The organism is Dyella sp. OK584 (assembly GCF_057787755.1).
On sequence record NZ_CM173542.1, the window covers coordinates 3062830 to 3077420 of the forward strand.

The 14591-nt window shown below is 62.0% G+C and carries 15 protein-coding genes; 1 reads left to right on the forward strand and 14 read right to left on the reverse strand.

The window, feature by feature from the left end; translation table 11 throughout:
* Positions 1–25: 25 nt before the first annotated feature.
* From ccoP to AC3CBN_RS13820, 9 genes are all read right to left on the reverse strand, one after another.
* Positions 26–931 carry a cytochrome-c oxidase, cbb3-type subunit III gene (ccoP, locus tag AC3CBN_RS13780; protein ID WP_488633580.1) on the reverse strand — a complete coding sequence of 302 codons (906 nt, stop codon included), beginning with the start codon at positions 929–931 and terminating at the stop codon, positions 26–28.
* Positions 928–1128 carry a cbb3-type cytochrome oxidase subunit 3 gene (locus AC3CBN_RS13785; RefSeq protein ID WP_488633581.1) on the reverse strand — a complete coding sequence of 67 codons (201 nt, stop codon included), beginning with the start codon at positions 1126–1128 and terminating at the stop codon, positions 928–930. The genes ccoP and AC3CBN_RS13785 overlap by 4 nt, the downstream gene beginning before the upstream one ends.
* On the reverse strand, positions 1125–1787 hold the full coding sequence (gene ccoO / locus AC3CBN_RS13790; protein WP_488633582.1) for a cytochrome-c oxidase, cbb3-type subunit II: 663 nt from the start codon (positions 1785–1787) through the stop codon (positions 1125–1127). Before ccoO ends, AC3CBN_RS13785 begins: the two co-directional genes overlap by 4 nt.
* Before the next feature lie 10 nt (positions 1788–1797).
* The gene (gene ccoN / locus AC3CBN_RS13795; protein WP_488633583.1) at positions 1798–3264 is read right to left on the reverse strand and encodes a cytochrome-c oxidase, cbb3-type subunit I; all 1467 of its coding nucleotides are present in this window, start codon (positions 3262–3264) and stop codon (positions 1798–1800) included.
* Positions 3265–3608: 344 nt separating this feature from the next.
* Positions 3609–4028, reverse strand: a complete 420-nt coding sequence (locus AC3CBN_RS13800) for a group III truncated hemoglobin (RefSeq protein WP_488633584.1) — start codon at positions 4026–4028, stop codon at positions 3609–3611.
* 30 nt (positions 4029–4058) lie between these two features.
* A complete protein-coding gene (locus tag AC3CBN_RS13805; RefSeq protein WP_488633585.1) occupies positions 4059–5294 on the reverse strand; it encodes an NnrS family protein in 1236 nt (411 codons plus the stop codon).
* Between the two features lie 133 nt (positions 5295–5427).
* Positions 5428–6360 carry an alpha/beta fold hydrolase gene (locus AC3CBN_RS13810; protein WP_488633586.1) on the reverse strand — a complete coding sequence of 311 codons (933 nt, stop codon included), beginning with the start codon at positions 6358–6360 and terminating at the stop codon, positions 5428–5430.
* Between the two features lie 50 nt (positions 6361–6410).
* Positions 6411–7160, reverse strand: a complete 750-nt coding sequence (locus tag AC3CBN_RS13815; RefSeq protein WP_488633587.1) for an SDR family oxidoreductase — start codon at positions 7158–7160, stop codon at positions 6411–6413.
* Between the two features lie 488 nt (positions 7161–7648).
* Positions 7649–9430: an amidohydrolase gene (locus tag AC3CBN_RS13820; RefSeq protein WP_488633588.1), complete on the reverse strand. Its 1782-nt coding sequence runs from the start codon at positions 9428–9430 to the stop codon at positions 7649–7651.
* Between the two features lie 293 nt (positions 9431–9723).
* Here AC3CBN_RS13820 and AC3CBN_RS13825 point away from each other — a divergent pair, with 293 nt between their 5' ends.
* Complete coding sequence (locus AC3CBN_RS13825) at positions 9724–10968, forward strand: OprO/OprP family phosphate-selective porin (RefSeq protein ID WP_488633589.1); 1245 nt, start codon at positions 9724–9726, stop codon at positions 10966–10968.
* A 235-nt stretch (positions 10969–11203) separates the two neighbouring features.
* Here the strand turns inward: AC3CBN_RS13825 and AC3CBN_RS13830 are convergent, their stop codons facing one another.
* The 5 genes from AC3CBN_RS13830 to AC3CBN_RS13850 form a co-directional block, all read right to left on the reverse strand.
* Positions 11204–11713, reverse strand: a complete 510-nt coding sequence (locus tag AC3CBN_RS13830) for a molybdopterin-dependent oxidoreductase (protein ID WP_488633590.1) — start codon at positions 11711–11713, stop codon at positions 11204–11206.
* A gap of 320 nt (positions 11714–12033) precedes the next feature.
* Positions 12034–12453, reverse strand: coding sequence for a DUF1801 domain-containing protein (locus tag AC3CBN_RS13835; protein ID WP_488633591.1), 420 nt, complete (start codon positions 12451–12453; stop codon positions 12034–12036).
* 52 nt (positions 12454–12505) lie between these two features.
* Positions 12506–12916, reverse strand: coding sequence for a VOC family protein (locus AC3CBN_RS13840; protein ID WP_488633592.1), 411 nt, complete (start codon positions 12914–12916; stop codon positions 12506–12508).
* A 37-nt stretch (positions 12917–12953) separates the two neighbouring features.
* Positions 12954–13403 (reverse strand): helix-turn-helix transcriptional regulator, encoded by a 450-nt coding sequence (locus AC3CBN_RS13845; protein ID WP_488633593.1) that lies wholly within the window; start codon positions 13401–13403, stop codon positions 12954–12956.
* Positions 13404–13637: 234 nt separating this feature from the next.
* Entirely contained in the window at positions 13638–14372 is a 735-nt protein-coding gene (locus tag AC3CBN_RS13850) for a DUF1223 domain-containing protein (protein ID WP_488633594.1), read from the reverse strand.
* Positions 14373–14591: the final 219 nt, after the last annotated feature.

Consider the following 14591-nt stretch of genomic DNA (forward strand, 5'->3'; position numbering starts at 1 on the left):
CCACGGCGAGGTCGCAGATGACGTTTTAGTCGCTCGCATGATCGGTATGGGAGAGGTGATACACGTAGGCCGACAGCACGCGGATCTGGTCATCACTCAGGCGCGGACTCCACGCGGGCATGTGCCCTTGTCGGCCGTCGTGAATGCTTGATTGGATATTGGTCAGGCTGCCGCCATGCAGCCAGACATGGTCGGTGAGATTGGGTGCGCCCAGCGCAGGGTTACCTTTGCCGTCCGGACCGTGGCAGGCGGCGCAGGTAGCGAATAGAGGCTTGGCTGCGGCCGCCTGTTGCTTGTTGTGCTGCAGACCCGAGAGGCCCAGCACGTACTGCGTGAGATTCTTTACATTATCTTCGCCCAGGCTAGCCCACGGCGGCATCACGCCGCTGCGACCGTCGTGTATCGAGGTGTAGATGGCCTTGCCATCGCCGCCGTAGAGCCAGTCGTTATCGGTGAGATCAGGCGCGCCCAGCAGTACGTTGCCCTTGGCTTTGCGGCCATGGCAGGCCTCGCAGTTGTCCCCGAACAGTCGCTGGCCGAGCTGCTGCGCGCCCTCATCGTTGGCAAGCTTCTCGATCGGATAGAGCGAAAAGCGTTTCATCAGTTCGCCGAGCTTGGCGTCGTTGGCGGTGACGTTCTCTGCAAGTTCGCCGTGGGACGTCCAGCCAAGCAGCCCCTTGAAGCGTCCAAAGCCCGGGAACAACGCGAGGTAGGCGAAGCCGATGACGAACATGGCGGCCGACATCACCAGCCACCAGCGGGGCAGGTTGTGCACGCCTTCGCGCAGTACGCCATGCGCCCAAACGTGGCCACTGGTCCCGTCCTGCTGCACCGGAATCTTGGCGCGCGGCGCCCACAGGAACAGGAACAAGGTGATGCCAAGGTTCAGCACCACCAGAAACATGATCCACAACGACCAGAACACGCTCATGGCTGCTCTTCCTTTGCAGGCGCTTGCGTTTGCGCCGCCGCGTTGTCGTTGTCGGGTTCGTCTTCCATGGGTAGTTCCGCCATGCGCAAGAACGCCTGCTTGTGGCGGCCGCTCCAGGCCCATGCCCAGATACAGATAAACGTGAACATCAGGACGACGATGATCACGCCCGTGAGGTGACCCCAGATCTCGCTCATGGCGCGCCTCCATCACTGGCCGGCTTGCCGTTGCCGGCGACAGCCGCGGCGGGTTCGTTCTTTACGCCGAGGCCTTGCAGATAGGCAACCAGCGCATCCATTTCGGTCTTGCCGTTGACGGCGTCCGGGGCGCCGGCGATGTCGGCGTCAGTGTAGGGATCACCCAGTTTGCGCAATCCGCGCATGCGGGTCTGGATGTCACTGGCATCGAGCTTCGTTGCTGCCAGCCACGGATAGCCTGGCATGTTGGATTCGGGCACCACCTGGCGCGGATTCATCAGGTGCAACTGATGCCACTGGTCGGAGTATTTGCCGCCCACGCGCGCCAGATCTGGACCCGTGCGTTTCGAACCCCACTGGAACGGGCGGTCGTAAACCGACTCCTCCGCGATGGAGTAATGGCCGTAGCGTTCCGTTTCGGCGCGCAGGGCGCGGATCATCTGCGAATGGCAGAGATAGCAGCCCTCACGTACGTAGACGTCGCGCCCCGCCAACCGCAGCGGATCGTATGGTTTGACATTGGCGGGCGCCTTGATCGTGTGCGCTTCCATGAACAACGGGGTGATCTCGGCAAGACCGCCGATGGACACCATCACCGCAGTGAGAACGCCGAGCAGTGCAGCGTGCTTTTCGATGGCTTCGAAATGTCTGTAGGCCATGGCGCGCTCCTCAACCGACTGCCGGGAGCGGGGCGGGAACCTGGCGCGGTTCCGGCTCGGGAATAGGCACGGGTATCGGCTTGATCAGGCGGGCGCGCGCATCGGCAGCGGTGTGCCAGAGGTTCCACGCCATCACCACCATGCCGGAAAGCACCAGGCAGCCACCCATCCAGCGAATCAGGTACATCGGCTTGATGGCGATCAGGCTGTCGAGGAAGGAATACGTGAGCGAGCCGTCCGCGTTGGTGGCGCGCCACATCAGGCCTTCGGTGACACCGGCGGTCCACATGGAGCCGATGTACATCAGAAGGCCCATGGTGTGCAGCCAGAAATGGACTTCCATGCCCTTGCGTGAATACATAGCCTGCTGACCCAGCGCGCGTGGCGCCATGGCGTAGAGCGAGCCGATGGTGATCATCGCCACCCAGCCGATCGAGCCCGAATGCACATGGGCGATGGTCCAGTCGGTGTAATGCGACAGCGAGTTCACGGTCTTGATCGCCATCATCGAGCCTTCGAAGGTGGAGGCGGCGTAGAACACCAGCGACAGCACCATGAATTTGGCAGCGGGATCGGTCTTGAGTTTCGACCACGAGCCGTTGAAGGTCAGCAAGCCATTGGCTGCCGAGCCCCAGCTCGGCATGAGCAGGATCAGCGAGAAGGCCATGCCGACCGACTGCACCCAGTCCGGCAGGGCGGTGTACATCAGGTGGTGCGAGCCTGCCCACATGTACACCGAAATCAGCGCCCAGAAATTCACGATGGAGAATCGATAGCTCCATAGCGGTTGCTGAGCCTGGCGCGGCACGAAGTAATACATCATGCCCAGGAAGCCGGCGGTGAGAAAAAACGCCACGGCGTTGTGGCCATACCACCATTGCACCATCGCATCTACCACGCCCGAGTAGACCGGATACGACTTGGTCAGGCTGATCGGCAGCGCAATGTTGTTGACGATGTGCAGCAGGCCTACCGCGATGATGAACGCGCCGTAGTACCAGTTGGCCACATAGATGTGCCGGATGCGCCGCCTCGCAAGCGTGGCGAAAAATACGGTACCGAAGGACACCCATACCACCGCAATCAGGATGTCGACGAACCACTCCGGCTCGGCGTATTCCTTGCTCTGGGTCAGGCCCAGCGGCATGGTCGTCATGGCCAGCACGCAGATCAGCTGCCAACCCCAGAAGGTCAATCCGGCCAGACGCGGAAGACCGAGGCGTGTATGCCCGGTTCGTTGCACGACGTAATAGCAGGTGCCCATCAGGGCCGAGCCGCCGAAGGCGAATATCACGCCAAAGGTGTGATCGGGACGGATGCGGCTGAAAGTCAGCCAGGGAATATCGAAATTGAGGGCCGGCCACATGAGCTCGGCCGCGGCATAGACACCTACAGACATGCCGATGATGCCCCACACGGCAGCGGCCAGCAGAAATTGGCGCACTACCTTGTCGTCGTAGTACTCGGTATTAGGCATACGTAATCCACCCTGATCACTTGCGTGATGTTGCCCCGGTGAAACGTCGCATATCCATGATCTAGATCAGGTGACCTTAGGGAAAGCCCCTACAACCCGCGTGGCAGGTTGCCGCAGCCCCGGCACTCGTTCGCGATAATCCCGCTTTCCCGTAACGAACGCCACCGATACGAAAGTACTGATCTACATCACGACGCTCACTTCGAGTATGCGGTCACGAGACACGTCGATTTGGCGTGAACAATCTCGGAATGCCTCAGGAAATCGCTGCTCCCATCGGTCAGTTGGTAATGGGAGTCAGTCAGGCGACGGCTTCACTGTGAAATACTCCAGAGTCGAAGCAATCAAGACACGATGTGCAACGGCCCTACGATGCGCGATGGGTGCTCCAGTGACAGGCGCCCCAGGTTCATGCCAAGGCTCAGTCCTTGGGCCACGCGTTCCGCCGTGCCGACGAACAGCTCGGCTGTAGCGGGTTCGAACACCTCGTGCACGGTCTCGCGCCAGATCGCAAGCCAGCGGTAAAACAGCGCCTGTGGAAACGAAGGAAGCGCACGGTGGACACCCATCGGGTTGCCTTGGTAGCGGCGCGAGCGCAGGACGAGCGACGACCAGAAATCGCGAAGGATGACCTTGTGCGCGCTCCAATCATGGATGGCCTGGTTGAACACGGGGCCGAGCTGGGCATCCGCTCGCACCTTGTCGTAAAAGCGATCCACGAGTGTCGCAATACCCACCTCGCTGGCCTGTTTGAAGAGCGTCATGATCCGTATCTCCCGTATGAATGTGGCCGATCAGCCTGGCTTGCCGTCACGCCGTGGCGTCAGGTAGATCCATGCCGAACGAACTACCCAGGGCGCCAACACGAGCAGCCACAACGAAGCGGCCAACACGTAAAGCGGCCAGGGTTGTCGCGTGGCATCGGCCAGTACGCGCACGACAGCGGTCGCCTGCATGCCCATGAACGCGATCCACGGCACCAGGCCCATGGCCAAAGGTCGGCCCGAATGTCCATGCGTCACCCGCGTCACCATGCCTACCAGCATCGAAGCGAAGAAGCCGATGGTGAGGGCATGCAGCGGCGCACGGGCCCAACTGCTCGTGCCATGCCACCCCAGCGCGAGGCTGTCGGCGGTGAACAGGCCGAAGGAGAGAGGTAGCCAGGCAAGCGCAATGTAGAGCACGGTCAGCAGTCCGGGCCGGCAGGCCTTCCATGGTTGCCAGGCCAGCCATTGCCAAAGCAGCAACACGGTGAGCGGCAAGTCGGCCAGCCAGCGCCATGGGCTGTGGTCAGTCAGCTCGAAAGCGAGGTGGGCCAGCGCGAGTGCCCACACGCCAAACAACGACCACAGCGGTCGCACGACGCGATAGCCCGACAGCACGTTATTGGAGAAGAACGGCACCATGCGGTGCGCCACCGTGAAGTAGACCGGTACCAGCAGCCCAAAGGTGCCAATGACGTTGGCGGCACGCATCAGTCCAGCGGGAGCGCCGCATGCATACGCCAAGGCGAGCGCCAGCCCAAGCGCGCCAAGGGTCAGCGCGGCGAACGAAGAAGCCGCCCAGATATCTCTGCATCGGTTTTGCCACAGCCGCCCGCCCAGCGCCGCCATGGCGATCAACCAGCCGGTCAGCATCAAGGCCAGTCCAGCAGGCAGCGTGGCGGGAAGGCCACATTGCGCGGCCAGCACCAGCATCGCGCCGCCCAGTACCAGGGCGAATACCACCGCGTAGATGCGACGAGGCACCTCCGGCAGGCTCAGCCAGCGTGGAAATACCGTGAGCAGGAAGCCCAGTGCGAAGGGTGCCAGCGTGGCGTACTGCATCAGGAACCCGTGCGCCCATGCCACCGGCATGGGTTGGGGCGCCAGCGGCCATCCTTTCCATGCGGCCAACAGAACCCAGGTCCACCAGGTCATGTTGCCGAGCAGCGCCACGGCCCCAACCAGAAACATGGCCCGATGCGGCGCTGCCAGCAGCATGGCCAGCGGCTCGACCGGGCGGGGTTGGGGAGCGGAAGTGTTGGTCATGAAGGGTTGTCCGGAAGGGACAGCAGCGAAAGCGGTGGGCAGTCTTGCAATCGCCCGGAGGGGTTGGCTCTGATCTGAGTCAGAATTTGCCTGGAACGCCTGCGCGGTGTTTCCGCGCAGGCGTTCAGGTACCTCAAGGCGCCGGCGTGTTGATGAAGTTCACCAGCGCGGGGATGGTTTGCGACGGTGCTTCCTCCATCAGCCAATGGCCTGAGCCCTTGACGATGACGCCTTGCACCTGGGTGTCCACCAGTCGTGCCTGGTCGATCAGGAAGTTGCCAGAGGCCTTCTCGCCAGCCAGTACCAGCATAGGCATGGTCAGTGGCTTCTTGGCGAAGGCGGCAAAATCCTGGGCGTCCTGCGGGAATGCGCGGAAATACTCGAAGCCGGCCTTCATGCCACCAGGCTGCGCATAGGCCTTGGTGTAGTACTCGCGATCCGCTTCCGGAATCGAGTGCTTGGGATCGGCGGCGAAGTCATTCCAGAAATGCTCGAAATAAATGCGCTCGCGGCCATCCACCAGCTTGAGCGGCGTTTCGCCATAGAAGTTGAAGTGCCATTTGTCGCGCAGCAGCCATACCTTCTCCCAGTCGCCCACGCCGGGCAGAAAGGCGTCCATCAACACGACGCTATCGACCTCGTCGGGATATTGCGCGGCATAGGCGTAGGCCACCATCAGGCCAATGTCGTGACCCACCAGTTTTACCTTGTGATAGCCCAGTTGCTGCACCAGTGCGTGGATGTCCTGCGCCATGGTCTTCTTGTCGTAGCCCGTCGCGGGTTTCGATGAGCCGCCTGCACCCGGGAGATCCGGCGCGATCACCACGCGCCGATCAGCGAGCTTGGGGATCAACGGCAACCACATGTGGCTGGTTTCCGCATAACCATGCAGCAGCACCACGGGCACTTCGGGGCCCTGGCCAGCCTGCAGGTAGTGCAGCTGCACGCCATTGGCACTGGCGGTGTGCTCCTGGATCTTCGGGGTCTGCGCGTGGGCGCCGGCCTGCAGTGCGATTGCCATCAATAGCGACACGCCAAGGCGTCGCGTCGTATGCCATGCGTTCATTGCTCGATCCTTTGGAAAGGCCCGGTCGACGTATCGGCCGGGCAGGTGGTTTACAGCTGGCTCATGCCGCCGTCAGCGATGATCTCGGTACCCACGATGAAGGCGGATTCGGGCGCCGACAGATGCAACACAGTTGAAGCGATCTCCGATGGCTTGCCGAAGCGGCCCAGCGGTACCTGGGACTGGATCTGCGCAGCCGTCGCCTCAAGCGTGGCCTGGTCCAGGCCCAGCTTGCCGTAGAGCGGTGTCTCCACCGGGCCCGGGCTGACGACGTTGACGCGCGCGCCCACTGGCAGCAGTTCGGCAGACAGCGTCTTGGCCAGCGAAATCACCGCGGCTTTGCTTGCCGCATACACCGACGAAGACGGCATGCCCAGGCGCGCATTGATCGAGCCATTGATGACGATGGACGCGCCCGGGTTCAGCAGCGGCACCAGCGCCTGGATCTGGAAATAGGGCCCCTTCACATTGGTGTTGAAGGTCAGATCCCACAGCGCTTCGTCCACGGCAGTGAAGGGGGCGAACTTTGCGACACCGGCGTTGATGAACACTGCGTCCAGCCTCACACCTTTGGCGGACAGCGCGGCAGCCAGTTCCTTCGCAGCAGCCAGTGAGCCTGCGTCGTTGCGGATCGTCAGGGCGTTGGCGCCAAGCGACGCCTTGGCCTGTTCAAGCGCGGCTGCATCGCGGCCGGTAATGACAACATGTGCGCCCTCGGCGGCGTAGGCCTGGGCGGTGGCCAGGCCGATGCCACTGCTGCCACCGGTAACGAGGACGGTCTTGTTTTCGAAGCGGTTCATGACGTTTCTCCTTCAGGAGTGTTTGGGTTGATGGCGTCATGCTGCTCCGCGATGGGGGCTTTGCCATACAGGCTTTTCGACGAACTCGTTCGATAGCTTCGAATATGTTTCGGAGGCCTCTTTTTTCGCCAGCTGGCCTCCTGGACGTCCAATGGCCGAAAGCGGGTATGCACATGGCATACGGGCCAGTCTGGGTGGGCGACTGAATGGCACCTCGAAAAACTTTTCTTTGTTCGTCATTCCGGCAAAGGCCGGAATCCAGTGCCTTTGCTCTTCAAGGGCTTAAAGTCGCTGGATCCCAGCTTTTGCTGGGGTGACGATCTGGATAACGAGTTATTGGAGATGCCCTGAAGGGATCGATGCCGTTGCTGTGTCTGCGCACTCCGTGCAGACGCTGGCGTGATTCGCCTTTGTGCCAATGCGCGCACAAAGTAGCGGGCGCTTCAGGTCGCTCGGCGAGCGCAGCCACGCGCACTCGAGGTGTGGAGTCACAGGGTCGGGTGCACTACGTGATGCGCGGGAGCCATGGTGCGACCCGCAGCCATAGCGACGGATCTTCGCGCTTGCGGCGTCTTCCAGTAACGGCTGCCGAAGTTCACAGGCGCCCAATCGGGCATCGGTGGTGGCGGTGTGAGGTCCAGAGAGCGGAAGTCGCCGTCGGCGTACACGATGCGCCCATCGACCACGGTGAGCTCGGAGACAATCTGGCGAATCTGCTCGTCGTCAACCTCGAAGTAGTCCTGCGACAGTACGGCAAAGTCGGCCAGTTGCCCGATGTCGATCTGCCCCTTAAGACCCTCCTCGCCGGAGAACCAGGTATTGCCGCGTGTGAACAGCGCCAGTGCAGTTGCGCGATCGAGGCGATTGCTTTCCGGATAAAGCTGCAGGCCACCCAAGGTTCGACCCGTGGTCAGCCAGTACAACGCCGTCCAGGGATCGTAACTGGCGACGCGCGTGGCATCGGTGCCGGCGCCCACGGGTATGCCCATCTCCAGCATGCGCCGGAAAGGTGGCGTGCGTGCCGCTGCCTCCGCGCCGTAGCGCTCGGCGAAATATTCACCCTGGTAAGCCATGCGATGTTGCACGGCGATGCCGCCGCCCAGTCGGGCAATGCGTTCGAGATTGTGGTCTGACACAGTCTCGGCGTGATCGAAGAACCAGGGTAAGCTGTGCAGCGGTATTTCCTGGTCGACACGCTCGAACACATCCAGCGCGCGACCGATGGTTTCATCGTAGGTGGCGTGCATGCGCCACGGCCAACGGCGGGAGGCGAGCAATCGCACGATCTGTTCGAGATCGTGCTCCATGCTGGGCGGTACATCCGGGCGAGGCTGGCGGAAATTTTCGAAATCCGCCGCCGAGAACACCAGCAATTCACCCGCGCCATTGAGACGATAGAACTCGTCGCCATCGCCGTAGCGGTTGATGGCGGTCCAATGCGTGAAGTCGTTCAGTTCCTCGCCGGGTGTTTGTGCGAACAGATGGTAGGCGACGCGCACCGTCAGCAATCGATGATGCTGAAGCTCCTCGATCGCACGGTAGTCGTCGGGGTGGTACTGGAAGCCACCGCCAGCGTCGATCACGCTGGTGACACCCAGCCGGTTGAGTTCGCGCATGAAGTGGCGGGTGGAATTGATCTGATATTCGTAGGGCAACTGCGGCCCGAGCGCCAGCGCCGCGTGAAGCAGCTCGGGGTTGGGTGTTGCCATCAGCAGCCCGGTAGGTGCGCCGCTGCTATCCCACTCGATATGCCCGCCCGGTGGATCGGGAGTGTCTCGTGTGTACCCACAGGCGCGCAGCGCGGCGGCGTTGAGCAGCGCGCGATCGTACAGGTGCAGGATGAATACCGGCGTCGATGGCGCGATCAGGTTCAGCTCTTCGAGCGTCGGCAGTCGGCGCTCCGCGAACTGGTGTTCCGTGAAGCCACCAACCACGCGCACCCACTGCGGTGGCGGCGTGCGTGCCACCTGGTCGGCCAGCATGCGCATGGCATCAGCGAGCGATGGCACGCCATCCCAGCGCAACTCGATGTTATGGCTGAGGCCGCCACGGATCAGGTGCTGGTGCGAGTCGATCAAGCCGGGGACGATGCGCCGCTTACCCGCATCGACCATGAGTGTGGCCGGCCCAGCCAGCGACCTGATCTGCCCGTTGGTTCCCACGGCAGCGATGTGGTGACCGCTGACTGCGAGTGCCTGCACCTCGGGGCGTTGCGCCACGCCGGTGTGTATCTTCGCGTTGTGGACGATAAGCGTGGGGTGCGTGGTCATGGATATCGCCTCGCGTACCAGTCGATCGGGCCGTGACACAGATGTACGGTGAGGCACGTCTAGTTTTCGTGACTGCGGGTCGGGGTCGGCCAGGGGCGAATGCGTCAAGCGACCCGGACAAGCGCCGGCATGCAGATGGCCTATAGGGTCCACCTTCAGGCGTGTGCCTGTGAACGGACGGCCAAAGCCGGGATGATGGCGCGGCCCAGGGCGGCATGTGCATATGCACAAAAGTCATTTCCTGGGACATGGCCTGTTGGACAGCATGCATGAACTCGTTAAGAGGCGAGCCCATGACAGATACCCATAGACGTTCCACGATGGCGGCGCCGGCTTTGCGCTGGGTGCTGCGAGCGGCCATTTTCTCGCTGGCCTTGCCCGCCTGCTGCCTTGCTACCGATTACGACGTCTACAGCAACTGGCCCACCCACGTCACCGCGTCGGACGGCACGGATTTCGGTCTGGCCGTGCTGTACCAGTACGACATCAACCGGTTTTCCAACGATGGTGGACGATTCGAGGACGCCAATACCAACCGTCGTCGATACCTGGGCCTGTACTTGCGCAAGCCTGGCCTGTACGACGCCATCGTGCAGTACGACTACCAGGCCAAACAGTGGGCGGATGCGTTCGTGCGCCTGCGCAGCAGCGGCGTGGTGGGCAAGGATCTGGGTAACTTTCGTTTCGGCTATTCCAAGACACCGGTGGGCTTCGAAGGCGTGACGAGCACGTCGGCGACAACATTCATTGAAACGGCGCTGCCGACCCAGGCTATGTGGGAAGGTCGACGTGCTGGCGTGGACTGGGCGTGGATCCGCCCGCATTTCGTGCTCAACGTTGGCGACTATTTCTGGCGCAAGGACTTCGACGGCAACAACCCCGGCAGCACCTGGGCAGGCCGCGCCGCCTGGATTCCCATCAATACGTCGGGCCATGTGCTGCACCTGGGCGTTTCCGCCTCGCGGGAAAAGCTGGACTGGGCAAACGAGGGCAGCGTGCCGCCGTCGGCGCGCGTACGCTCCAGGCCTGAAGCGAGTCTGACACCCGTGCGTCTGGTCGACTCGGGCAACTTGCCATACAGCAAGAGCGTGTCCCGGCAGGGCTTCGAGGCACTCTGGATCGATGGCCCATGGTCGATGCAGGGCGAGTACCTGCAGGCCAAGGTAGACCGTACCAACGGCAAGCCCGACTACCAGAGCCGCGGCTACTACCTGTTCACCACCTGGACGCTGACTGGCGAAGCCCGTTACTACAGCGACGGCAACGTAGGCGACCGCCGCTACACCGGCCGCGACCAGCAAGTGATTCGCCCTACCCATGCCTGGGGCGCGTTGGAGGCGGCTTTGCGCTACAGCGAACTCGACCTCAACGACGGCGCCATTACCGGCGGCAAGGAGCACGATTGGACGCTTGGTGCGAACTGGTATATCGGCGAGCACCTGAAGCTCCAGACCAACTACGTCTGGGCGTTTGCCGATCGAGGCAGGTTGCAGATTAATCCGCATATCTTCGAAGTACGCGCACAGGTGTACTTCTGAGCAGACGTGGCGCGCATCCGGATTGATCGGAGATGCCTTAGGCCTGGCGGCGAGGGCGGGTTGTCGGAGTAGGGCGCGGGCCTGACTGCTTTCTTGCGCGGTGGGTTCAGCCGGTTCGGCATGCCTTTGGCCCGCAAGGCACGCCGGCCACTACGGTTCATCAGTCATGCGCTTCGCCCATCGCACTTTGGTGCCGAAGCATGGTCTTGCGCGGCTGCGAAATGGATGCAGGTGCTCAAGGCGTCGAGGCATCCACGACTTCAATGGTTGTGACATAACTTACCCAGCGGTCGGCGCGCGTGTCCTTGGGCACGATCAGCCTGAAGGGGCTGTCCTGCGCCAGCGGCTTGCCATCCCTGGAGTCCGCCAGGATCACTTGGGTACCACCAAAATCAGGGTCCAGTTCGGCCGCGCTGAACACGACCTGGTAGCCGTTTGCCGCGGTGACGCGAACAAACCTTGCCATGGCACGCCCGGTCAGCGAATCGCCCGAGGCTACGCATGTGCGACGCACGATGTCCTCAAGCGCCACGCCCTGCCACGCACTCGGCTGCTCGCCTTGCATGGCGGCTTTCACTGTGGCACGAGGCATCGACGCCAATGCTGCGCGATCGATGCGATCCGACGGCTTGCCGTCCAACACCAGCTTGATCGTCGGTGGACCAGTCAGGCTGGAGGCCGGCCCAGCCGCATATGCCGGCAGCGCAAGGCAAAGCAGACAGCTGAAGACGAATCGAATGCGCATGACCTGGCCTTCCTCCGGCAAGGTGCGATTGTTACTTCACCTAAGCGTAGACATGTTTTACGCCAACCATCGCATGCGACCAGCTTACGCTCGTCACGCATGCAACGCGTTGCCAATCTTCACGACGTCCGCAGTCGGGTGCGGATACTTCTCTCGCATGGATTAAGCCGCACGGCGAACCACAGTGGAGAAGGGGCCAAACCTCGAAAGCAGATACGGAGGCGGGCAGGGGACGGAATGGGTCCGACCCACTGATCGTGGCTCGGACCCATGATGCCTGCTTTGCTACTTCCGCGATTCAGCGATACCCAATCGGCGCATTACGCCGTTTTACTTTTGCTTGCCTTCGCTTGGGCACTCGCAGGCGTGCTCTTCTTCGATTTGGTCTGGTTATACTCAATGGCGGCACGGACAAGGCTTTTCAGGGCGCGCTTGTCGACCTTGTCGCCCTCGGAAAAATCGATCGCTCGCCATGTGCTGCCTCCGAGCCCAGCGTTGAAGAGCTTGTCGGGATCTTCAAGCTGCGCCCCGTGCGAAAAGGTCAGCTTCACCTTTCCCTTGTGGGCGTTGGCGACCGCGATCATGCCATCGCGCGACCACACCGGGCTCCCCATCCACTTCCATTCCTCGACGATGTCCTTGTCAGCTTCTAGGAAGACCTTGCGGACGTCGGCAAACGTCTTGCCACGCCAGTCCGTGATGCCTGCGATCAATTGGTCAATGCGTTCCGAAGCATTCATGGAATTCTCCTGGCTTTGTCTGGCCATCCGATTTCCTGGATGACTTCACGGCTCAGCGCAGCTGCTGGATGCGGATCATGTTGCCCGCGGGATCGCGGACGGCGCAGTCGCGAACCCCATACGGCTGGTCGATCGGCTCCTGGACGATATCGGCATCGCGGGCCTGCAACCGCTCGAAGGCGCTTTCGAGGTCTTTGGTGGCCAGCAGGATGATGCCGAAAGTGCCCTTGGCCATCATCTCGGCGATGGTGCGGCGTTCGTCGTCGGTAATGCCGGGGCTGGCATCCGGCGGATACAGCACGATGGACGTGCCAGGCTGGCCCGCCGGGCCGACGGTGATCCAGCGTTTTCCGCCGTATCCCACATCGTTGCGAACCTCGAAGCCGAGAGTGTCTCGATAGAAGGCCAGCGAGGCGTCCGGGTCGTTCTGCGGGAGGAAGCTCGAGTGAATGGTGATGTCCATGGCGGTCTCTTTCAGTGGGTGGTGAAGTCCATGGCGGTCAGTCTAGTTCCGGTTCGCCGGCCGGCGCTTCTCGATTCCGGATCGGTCGCGTCACCTGACGCGCCACGCACGACGGGATCCCCAGCGTCGCGTGCGCCTCCTGGCGCCGATAGGTGCCGGGAGACATGCCAATCAGCTCGGTAAACCGCGTGGTGAACGTACCCAGCGACGCGCAGCCGACCGCGAAACAAACGTCGGTGACACTGAGGTCGCCACGACGCAACAGCGCCATCGCGCGCTCAATGCGCCGCGTCATCAGATAGGAGTAGGGAGCCTCGCCATAAGCGAGCTTGAACTGGCGGCTGAGATGCCCGGCTGACATATGCACGCCGCGGGCCAGCGCCTCGACGTCCAACGGCTGTGCGTACTCCCGGTCGATACGGTCTCGAACACGCCGCAACCGTGCGAGATCGCGCAGATGTTGTGTCGCGGTAGGTCTGCTGGTCATCAACTGGATCGTGTCATGTCGCAAGGGAGCGCTCAAGACGGCTGAGGTCGCGTGTCCTGGCCCAACCCTGCGGAGACTTGCCGCTGCATGGGCACACAGGCTGCGCCGTTGCGACCGTTATCAAGAAACTGATCGGCTGCCGCGCGTAAATGATCGAGCGTCCGGTCAGCGGCGAAAGGAAAAATTCTTCTCCTGCTTTTCATATCATGCAGTGACGCCGTACGCGAACAAGCGTTACAGGTGCGTGGATGGTTCCTCTGAAGCGCTGAGAATGTCGCCCCCCTTCGGAATCTGGACCAATGCGGCGGTCGACAAGCCCGATGACGAAGAAGGTGGTAGCGCGAACGATTGCGGCGTTCCGTTCCAGGTTCCCAGGCGAACAAGTTCGCGCACTACATTGCGATGCTGCAGCGTGCGGCCGCTGTTCTCGCCCGCACCAACGCGAACACTGAGCAAGCGGGGGTCGTAGCGAACCAGCCATACGTCGCAGGGTAAGGACGGCTGACCCGCGCCGATCGCGAGCTGACCCTTGTCCCAATCGATCGATGGGCCCTTGCTGGAAGCACGGGCAATGGCGTCGTCAAGTTGGCGACGATCCGTTCCCACCATATCTGTCTGACCGTTGATATAGACTTGCGGCGTCCAGACGTTGTCATGCTTGTGGTAGTGCGCGTATTCCCACTGCCGCTGCGTATAGGCATCCCGAGAGAAGGTGTCTTTCCACCCGAGATCATTCCAATAGGTCACGGCGAACGACAACGCGAGAATGCCTGGCTTGCCCGCGATGGCGTTGAGATTGGCCTGCGCGGGTGGACACGACGAACAGCCCTGGCTCTGGAAAAGCTCAACGACCACGAGCCGATCATGCTGCGATGTTGGCTGGTCTTGCGCGTGGCTTAGGGCGACAGCGCCCAAAAGCGCAACGGCGCCGAGAAAAAGTTTGAGTAATGCGGGGATCTTCATGGCCATGCAGCTCTCCTAAATGGGGCGCAGCGTGCGGCAGCGCTTAGTGTGCCGCTACCTTGAATGCTTCGCCACACCTTGGGAAAGAGTTACAAGGCGCGGCAACGGGCGTCCTAGAACCTGTCTTGGCATGTTTTCTGGACTGACTCTGCGCGACGCTCATGGTGGAAGCCGTCACTGCAGTCTGAGGAGCTCGTGCGCGCAGGCGTCCTTAGAGCCCTAATT

Coding starts and splice junctions, on each gene's coding strand:
- AC3CBN_RS13815 (WP_488633587.1), bottom strand. CDS start 7,160: ATGAACCGCTTCGAAAACAAGACCGTCCTCGTTACCGGTGGCAGCAGT.
- ccoP (WP_488633580.1), bottom strand. CDS start 931: ATGAGCGTGTTCTGGTCGTTGTGGATCATGTTTCTGGTGGTGCTGAAC.
- AC3CBN_RS13835 (WP_488633591.1), bottom strand. CDS start 12,453: ATGAATGCTTCGGAACGCATTGACCAATTGATCGCAGGCATCACGGAC.
- AC3CBN_RS13830 (WP_488633590.1), bottom strand. CDS start 11,713: ATGCGCATTCGATTCGTCTTCAGCTGTCTGCTTTGCCTTGCGCTGCCG.
- AC3CBN_RS13820 (WP_488633588.1), bottom strand. CDS start 9,430: ATGACCACGCACCCCACGCTTATCGTCCACAACGCGAAGATACACACC.
- AC3CBN_RS13810 (WP_488633586.1), bottom strand. CDS start 6,360: ATGAACGCATGGCATACGACGCGACGCCTTGGCGTGTCGCTATTGATG.
- AC3CBN_RS13850 (WP_488633594.1), bottom strand. CDS start 14,372: ATGGCCATGAAGATCCCCGCATTACTCAAACTTTTTCTCGGCGCCGTT.
- AC3CBN_RS13800 (WP_488633584.1), bottom strand. CDS start 4,028: ATGACGCTCTTCAAACAGGCCAGCGAGGTGGGTATTGCGACACTCGTG.
- AC3CBN_RS13825 (WP_488633589.1), top strand. CDS start 9,724: ATGACAGATACCCATAGACGTTCCACGATGGCGGCGCCGGCTTTGCGC.
- AC3CBN_RS13785 (WP_488633581.1), bottom strand. CDS start 1,128: ATGAGCGAGATCTGGGGTCACCTCACGGGCGTGATCATCGTCGTCCTG.
- ccoN (WP_488633583.1), bottom strand. CDS start 3,264: ATGCCTAATACCGAGTACTACGACGACAAGGTAGTGCGCCAATTTCTG.
- ccoO (WP_488633582.1), bottom strand. CDS start 1,787: ATGGCCTACAGACATTTCGAAGCCATCGAAAAGCACGCTGCACTGCTC.
- AC3CBN_RS13840 (WP_488633592.1), bottom strand. CDS start 12,916: ATGGACATCACCATTCACTCGAGCTTCCTCCCGCAGAACGACCCGGAC.
- AC3CBN_RS13845 (WP_488633593.1), bottom strand. CDS start 13,403: ATGACCAGCAGACCTACCGCGACACAACATCTGCGCGATCTCGCACGG.
- AC3CBN_RS13805 (WP_488633585.1), bottom strand. CDS start 5,294: ATGACCAACACTTCCGCTCCCCAACCCCGCCCGGTCGAGCCGCTGGCC.